The 4800-nt window shown below is 73.9% G+C and carries 5 protein-coding genes; 1 reads left to right on the top strand and 4 read right to left on the bottom strand.

Translation table 11 applies throughout. From position 1 onward, the window contains the following. Nucleotides 1-423, bottom strand: a 423-nt coding sequence (locus VM95_RS37000; protein ID WP_045705607.1) for a beta-ketoacyl synthase N-terminal-like domain-containing protein, incomplete at its 3' end; no start/stop codon positions are given. Between the two features lie 410 nt (nucleotides 424-833). Beyond that, a complete protein-coding gene (locus VM95_RS36995) occupies nucleotides 834-1283 on the bottom strand; it encodes a nuclear transport factor 2 family protein (protein WP_045705606.1) in 450 nt (149 codons plus the stop codon). Between the two features lie 296 nt (nucleotides 1284-1579). On the opposite strand from VM95_RS36995, the gene VM95_RS36990 reads away from it, so the two are divergent. Further along, nucleotides 1580-1975: a nuclear transport factor 2 family protein gene (locus tag VM95_RS36990; protein ID WP_045705605.1), complete on the top strand. Its 396-nt coding sequence runs from the start codon at nucleotides 1580-1582 to the stop codon at nucleotides 1973-1975. A 7-nt stretch (nucleotides 1976-1982) separates the two neighbouring features. Here the strand turns inward: VM95_RS36990 and VM95_RS36985 are convergent, their stop codons facing one another. Both VM95_RS36985 and VM95_RS36980 read right to left on the bottom strand, forming a co-directional pair. Then, nucleotides 1983-2750 (bottom strand): thioesterase II family protein, encoded by a 768-nt coding sequence (locus VM95_RS36985; RefSeq protein ID WP_045705604.1) that lies wholly within the window; start codon nucleotides 2748-2750, stop codon nucleotides 1983-1985. Between the two features lie 88 nt (nucleotides 2751-2838). After that, nucleotides 2839-4800: type I polyketide synthase (locus VM95_RS36980; RefSeq protein ID WP_045705602.1), on the bottom strand; the 1962-nt coding region annotated here is incomplete at its 5' end.

Genomic DNA, 4800 nt, shown 5'->3' with positions numbered 1-4800 from the left:
CGGGATGCCCGCGCGCTCGAACACCTCCCAGGAGGTCTCCAGCAGCAGCCGCTGCTGCGGGTCCATGGCCAGCGCCTCGCGCGGCGAGATCCCGAACAGGTCGGCGTCGAAGCGGGTGGCGTCGGCGAGGAAGCCGCCGTGGCGGGTGTACGAGGTGCCGGGCTGCTCGGCGTCCGTGCCGAACAGCCGGCCCAGGTCCCAGCCCCGGTCGGTCGGGAACCCGGAGATGGCGTCACCGCCCGCCGCGACCAGCTCCCACAGCTCCTCCGGCGAGGACACGCCGCCCGGCAGCCGGCAGGCCATCGCCACGATCGCGATCGGCTCGTGGTCGCGCTCCTCCACCGTCCGCAGCCGCTGCCGGGCCTCGTGCAGCTCGGCCGCGGTCCGCTTGAGGTAGTCGACCAGCTGCTCTTCCGTCGCCACCTGGGAGGGCCCCCTTCCGCGTCCGCCCGGGCACGGCAGTCCGCCGGCCCCCGTTCCCGTTCGTTCGGGTGGATCGTGCGAAGGCCGCCGAAAGGCACCGACGCGCGGCCACCGGACAGGCCCGGCGCGCGACGGAGTTCCGCGTTCGGCAGCTCCCACCCGGTTTTCCCGGCGCTCCGGAATTCCGTTCCGCCCGTTTCCGTGCCCGGCTCCGGAATTCCCGCGCGCCTTCCACGCGGTCGTCGGATCGGGCGGGGGGAAAGGAACGGCTGCGGTAATTCGCGATTCGCCGGGAACAATCCTGCACCCGGCCCGCCGGACCGGGACCCCTAATCTCGCGGCCCCCTACCGGCCCCCGCGGTCCCCTACCGAACGCCACGGGCCGCCGCCGGCGTCCGAGCGAGGGGGCGTCAGTCCTGGCCGGGCGCGAGCACGGTGATGTCCGAGCGGCCCCAGAAGGCGCGCATCTCCTCGATCAGGCCGCTCGGCCCCACCTTGACGACCATCACGTAGCGCACCCGCATCCGGGCGCGCGCGGGGTCGACGGGCGGCTGGACCACCCCGTACTGGGCGAGGAACGGGCCGTTCGGCAGGTAGTCCATGGTGGCGGTGACCGGCACCGCGGCGTGCAGGCCGTCCTGAGAGGCGACCGGCTCGCCGTAGTCCTCGTGGACCCGGCCGGCGACCGCCGCCCCCGCGTGCGCCCGGAAGGCCGCGTGCCCGACCCGCCACCCGGAGCCCACCGGGTCCTCGAACCGGACGGCCTCGTCGTACAGCTTCAGCAGCCCGTCCAGGTCGCCCTCGTTCACCCGCCGGCAGTGCTCCACCGCCAGCTCCTTGCGCGTCGCCTCGTCAACCACGGGTTCTCCGCATCCGTCACCGGCGGACAATTCGAGCGGACACTAGCAATGCGGCAGCGGGCCGACAATGGCCCTCGGGGTCCGGTCGGACGGAATAGGGGTGGCCGCTGGGGTGCGCCCCGGCATACGGTTCCCGTGCCGTTGTCCCGCTTTCCCGTTGTCCCGTCGTTCCGCTTTCCCGTTGTTCCGCTTTCCCGTCGTTCCGTTGTCGCGCTCTCCCGCCGCACCGGCCGTCCACGGCCGGGCTATTCGCCGCGCCGACCGGCTCCGGCCGGATCGCATTCCTGGAGGTTCTGGTGCCGGACGAAGCCGCCCGCAAGGAGCTGGTGCTCGAGTACTGCCGCCGGATGAACGCCGGCGACCTGGACGGCGCGGTGGCGCTGTTCGCCCCCGACGCCCGGTTCGAGGACCCGGTCGGCGCGCCGCCGATGGTCGGCACCGGCGCGATCCGGGCCCACCTCGCCCAGGCCATCGGCCACCAGGTGCGCGAGGCACCCGGTGAGCCGACTGCGGCGATGGACGCCGAGCACGTGGTGCTGCCGGTGGGCATCACCCTGCGCACCCCGCAGCTGCCGCCGGGCACGCTGGCCCGAATCAACCTGATCAGCGTCATCCGGGTCGGCCCGGACGAGCTGATCCACGAGGTGCGGGTGTACTGGGGCGAGTCGGACGCGCGCGTGCTCGCGTCCTGACGCACCGTCAGACGGGCTGGGCAGCCCCGCCCGGGAGAGTGGCGACGACGGCGGCGACCGCGCGGGCCGTGGCCGCCCAGTCGTCGCTGAGGTAGAAGTGGCCGCCGGGGAAGACCTGCAGGTCGAACGGGCCGGACGTCTGGTCCGCCCAGGCGCGGGTCTCGTCCACGGTCACCCGGGGGTCCGCGTCACCGGTCAACACCGTGACGGGGCAGTCCAGTTGCGGCCCCGGCTCGTAGCGGTAGGTCTCGATCGCCCGGTAGTCCGCCCGGGTCGCGGGCAGGATCATCCGGACGATCTCGTCGTCGTCCAGCAGCGAGTTGGCCGTGCCGCTGAGCCGGCGGATCTCGGCGATCAGCCCCTCGTCGTCGCGCTTGTGCACCTCCTCGTCGCGGTGGATGGACGGGGCCCGCCGACCGGAGGCGATCAGGGCCAGCGGCACACCGTCCTGCTTCTGCCGGAACCGCCGGGCCACCTCGAACGCGATCACCGCCCCCATGCTGTGCCCGAGGAAGACCAATGGCCGCCCGGTCAGCGACTGGAGAACAGCGAACACCTCGTCGGCCAGCGAGGCCACGTCACCGAGGCACGGCTCCGACAGCCGGTCCTGCCGGCCCGGGTACTGCACGCCGACCGCCTCCAGCGACGCCAGCTCCAGGGCCAGCGGCCGGAAGAAGGTCGCCGAGCCGCCCGCGTGCGGGAAGCAGACCAGCAGCGGACCGCTGGTCCGTCCGGGGGTGAACTGGCGGATCCACAGGTCCCTGTCGTCGGTCACGTTCCGCTTCCTCTCGTTCTGTTCACTCTTGACACTCCGAGTACGTCGGGCACTCCGAGTACTCCGGTCGTACCACATCGATTCTGCGTCAGAGCCCCAACTCGTTCTGCAGGAAGTCCAGGACTTCGTCCGCCGAGGCCGCCTCCAACCGGCTCGCCACCGTGGCCGCCTCCACTGCGGCCTCCGCTGCGGCCTCCGCGGGGGCCTGCTGCTCGCGCAGCCGGGAGAGCAGGACCTCAAGGCGCGCGGTGACGGCGGCGACGGCCTCCTCGTCCTCCGGGACCGCGAACGCGGCTTCCAGCCGGTCGAGTTCGTCGAGGAGCGGACGTGCGACCGAGCCCGGCACGACCTCGGCCAGCAGGTGGGACGCCAGCGCGGCCGGCGAGGGGTGGTCGAAGACCAGCGAGGTCGACAGGCGCAGGCCGGTGGCCCGCTGGAGCCGATTGCGCAGTTCGACGGCCGTGAGCGAGTCGAACCCGAGGTCCTTGAAGGTCGCTTCCCCGTCGATGCCGCCCGCTCCGGCGTGGCCGAGGACGGTGGCGGCGTGGCCGCGCACCAGGCCGTCCAGCAGTTCGCGCTGTTCGGCCGGGGAGAGCGCGGCGAGGCGGTGGGTGAGGGTGGTCGGGGACTCGGTGGTGCCGGTGGCGGCGGCGCGGCGGCGGGGTGTGCGCACGAGGCGGCTCAGGATCGGGGGCAGGTCGTCGCGGCGGGCCAACGCCACTGGATCGAGGCGGGCGGGGACGAGGACGGGCTCGTCGCGGTGCAGGGCCGCGTCGAGGAGCGCAAGGGCTTCGTCGGCGCTCATCGGGCGGATGCCGCTGCGGGCCATTCGGGCCAGGTCCGTCTCGGCCAGGCCGGCGGCCATGCCCGGGCCGTCCCACTGGCCCCAGGCCAGGGAGAGACCGGGCAGGCCCTGGGCACGGCGGTCGGCCATCAGGGCGTCGAGCGCGGCGTTCGCGGCCGCGTAGGCGCCCTGCCCGGCCGTACCGAGCACACCGGCGACGGAGGAGAACACGACGAACGCGGCCAGGTCGAGGTGCCGGGTCGCCTCGTGAAGGTGGCGCACGGCGTCGACCTTCGGACGGCGCACGCGCGCCAGGCGCTCGGGAGTGAGCGCCGCCACCGTCGCATCGTCCAGGACACCAGCGGTGTGGACGACGGCCGTCAGGCGCTCACCGATACCGGCCACCAGCGCGCGCACCGCTGCCTCATCCGCGACGTCGCAGGCGACGACGCTCACCTCGGCCCCGAGGGCGCGCAGGTCGGCGACCAGGTCCGCCGCGCCCGGGGCGTCCGGGCCGCGACGGCCGGCCAGAACCAGCTCCCGGACGCCGTGGTGGGTGACGAGGTGGCGGGCCACCAGCGCGCCCAGGGCACCCGTCCCGCCGGTGACCAGCACAGTGCCGGCCGGCGGGATCGGGCGCGGGACCGTCAGCACGACCTTGCCGACGTGCCGGGCCTGACTCATGTGCCGAAGCGCCTCGCCCGCCCGGCGCACGTCCCACACCCGCACCGGCAGCGGCTCCAGGACCCCGCGTTCGAACAGCTCGACGAGCTGCGCCAGCATCCCACCGATCAGCTCCGGGCCCGCGTCCAGCAGGTCGAACGGCCGGTAGACGATCCCATCGGCCGCCGCCCAGCCGTCCGGACGGATGTCCGTCTTGCCCATCTCCAGGAACCGGCCACCCTCCCCCAGCAGCCGCGCCGAGGCGTCCACGAACTCACCCGCCAGCGAGTTCACCACCACATCCACCCCGCGACCACCCGACGCCGCGCGGACCCCCTCCTCGAACGACAGATCCCGGGACGAGCCGATCCTCGCCGCGTCCACCCCCAGTCCTTCGACCACCGGCCACTTCGCCTCGCTCGCCGTCGCGAACACCTCCGCGCCCAGATGGCCCGCCACCTGCACGGCCGCCATCCCCACCCCACCCGCGGCCGCGTGCACCAGCACCGACTCACCCGACCGCAGCCCGCCGAGCTCCACCAGCCCGTAGAACGCCGTCAGGAACACCACCGGCACCGACGCCGCCCGCACGAACGACCACCC

The sequence above is a fragment of the Streptomyces rubellomurinus genome, from assembly GCF_000961885.1.
Classification (GTDB): Bacteria; Actinomycetota; Actinomycetes; order Streptomycetales; family Streptomycetaceae; genus Kitasatospora; species Kitasatospora rubellomurina.
This window is presented reverse-complemented; position numbering and strand designations above follow the sequence as displayed.